Source organism: Bartonella gabonensis, from assembly GCF_903679515.1.
Lineage (GTDB): Bacteria > Pseudomonadota > Alphaproteobacteria > Rhizobiales > Rhizobiaceae > Bartonella > Bartonella gabonensis.
In genome coordinates this window covers 1-1,665 of the sequence record NZ_CAHOYM010000089.1, presented here as the reverse complement: position 1 = coordinate 1,665, position 1,665 = coordinate 1, and the positions used below count along the sequence as shown (strand labels likewise).

The following is a 1,665-nucleotide window of genomic DNA, read 5'->3' as shown; positions in this document are numbered from 1 at the left end:
TTATGAACGTGAATTTGGCGTTGCCGCTAAAACTTTGATTGGAATGAAGAAAACACGTTTCCAAATGCCCAATAGTGCACAAACAGCACAAGATTTTGGAACCATTGTTATCCCCACCTACAGTGGTGAAGCAGCATAATTATTAAGAAGGAAAAAGACATGGCAGATCATTTACCAAAACCGTTACAAGGTAGAAATCTTCACACTCAACAGGTGAGTTTCTTACGTTTAAACATCACGCATAAAGATCAGCATCTCACTGAAAAAATAGGCACCTTACCTCGAGGCGCTTTGATCATTTCAATAAAAGCGCATGTTAAGACGGCGTTTTCGGAAGCAAAATTGAAGATTGGAAGCACCTATGGAGGCAACGAATTCAGTGAAAAGGAGATCAAAGCCCAAGGGACGCAAGAATTTACAGCAACCAATCAAAAGGTTTTTATCGCGGACGATAAGGAAGTTACTCTTTATGCGACCCGTGATAAAACCACGGATGCTGGTGAATGTGTTGTGGTCGTGCAATTCGTGACTGATCACTGAAATTAAGGGGGGAGTTAATGCCTAGAAACTTTTTTAAGAAGTTTTGTTGCTTTAACTTCCTTAATTTTCAGTGCAATCTTACGCATAAAGGCAATGCTAAAACATCCTTGTGGTTTTATAGATTCAAAATCAAAAAAATCTTTACAAGGAGTAACGTTGAATTCATCAACACATATCCAAGAATCTTTTATTAGCTTTACACGCTTGCATTCTGTTTCGGGGATTTTTAAGCTGAATTGCAAATTATGAGGTTCTTGTGAAGTGATGGGGAATAAAAAGAAATGAGTGTCTGTTTTTATGACGACACAAGCAGGACGCGGCTTACGACCTGAACTCTCACCTTTTTGGGATTGTTCATGCCATAAGTAATAATATCTGACGACATCACCTACTTTAAACATTTGGATCATCTTTTAAAAGATTATCTAAACCGCGGTCTAAGTCATCTAATATATCTTTTGGTGCATCCGTATAAGAAAATACTTGTGTACTAGAACGAGATTTTATCAACTCTTTATATAAATCGATAGGAAGCATGATAATTTTTTCACGTCCTCTCTTCGTTAAAGCTACAGGTATGGACATCGCTTCATCTAAGATATCACCAGTTCCGCGGTTTATATCTGTAAAACTATATTTTTTCATAAAAGTACTCCTACGCTGATAGGCATTATGCATATAATGCATAAAGTATGTATTTTATGCAAATAAGAGTAATGTCAAGAAAATTTTTTATTGAAAGGTATTTTAATGGCGCGTCATTATATTCGGGTCAAGACCGGCGGACCGATAGCGGCTAGTCAAAATGTTTATCGTCATAGAAAAACGCTTTCACACATGGTGTCGGTTATTCAAGACGAGATTGATGATGTTGCGGATGAATATGTAGCACAAATACAAGAAAGTATTTTTGCTGCTATTCGTTTTTGTGAGAGGGAAACATTTTACTTTAACGAAAGCCGTGATGTGGTGTTTCAAACAAGGGCGGGGCAAGGGGCTTATGATGCAACTGATACCCGACATATTGAAACTGCTGTTAAAATCAAAAGCGTTTACTTGAGTTCTGATCAACATCATAAGTTTGCATTGGAATGGCAGGACCATGTTTCCTTAGAGGATTCGTTA

Annotated in this window: 3 protein-coding genes and 2 pseudogenes; 3 read left to right on the top strand and 2 right to left on the bottom strand. The window is 37.5% G+C overall.

Features of this window, described 5'->3' with window-relative positions; genetic code table 11:
* Both HWX04_RS08110 and HWX04_RS08105 read left to right on the top strand, forming a co-directional pair.
* A pseudogene (locus HWX04_RS08110) lies at window positions 1-139 on the top strand (DUF4043 family protein); the annotation flags it as partial.
* A gap of 20 nt (window positions 140-159) precedes the next feature.
* Window positions 160-540, top strand: a complete 381-nt coding sequence (locus HWX04_RS08105; protein ID WP_175869611.1) for a hypothetical protein — start codon at window positions 160-162, stop codon at window positions 538-540.
* A 14-nt stretch (window positions 541-554) separates the two neighbouring features.
* On the opposite strand, the gene HWX04_RS08100 is transcribed toward HWX04_RS08105, so the two are convergent.
* Together HWX04_RS08100 and HWX04_RS08095 are read right to left on the bottom strand one after the other, a co-directional pair.
* Window positions 555-941, bottom strand: coding sequence for a hypothetical protein (locus HWX04_RS08100; RefSeq protein WP_175869610.1), 387 nt, complete (start codon window positions 939-941; stop codon window positions 555-557).
* On the bottom strand, window positions 934-1,185 hold the full coding sequence (locus HWX04_RS08095) for a type II toxin-antitoxin system prevent-host-death family antitoxin (protein WP_175869609.1): 252 nt from the start codon (window positions 1,183-1,185) through the stop codon (window positions 934-936). Before HWX04_RS08095 ends, HWX04_RS08100 begins: the two co-directional genes overlap by 8 nt.
* A gap of 105 nt (window positions 1,186-1,290) precedes the next feature.
* On the opposite strand from HWX04_RS08095, the pseudogene HWX04_RS08090 reads away from it, so the two are divergent.
* A pseudogene (locus tag HWX04_RS08090) lies at window positions 1,291-1,665 on the top strand (hypothetical protein); the annotation flags it as partial.

Coding starts and splice junctions, on each gene's coding strand:
- HWX04_RS08105 (WP_175869611.1), top strand. CDS start 160: ATGGCAGATCATTTACCAAAACCGTTACAAGGTAGAAATCTTCACACT.
- HWX04_RS08100 (WP_175869610.1), bottom strand. CDS start 941: ATGTTTAAAGTAGGTGATGTCGTCAGATATTATTACTTATGGCATGAA.
- HWX04_RS08095 (WP_175869609.1), bottom strand. CDS start 1,185: ATGAAAAAATATAGTTTTACAGATATAAACCGCGGAACTGGTGATATC.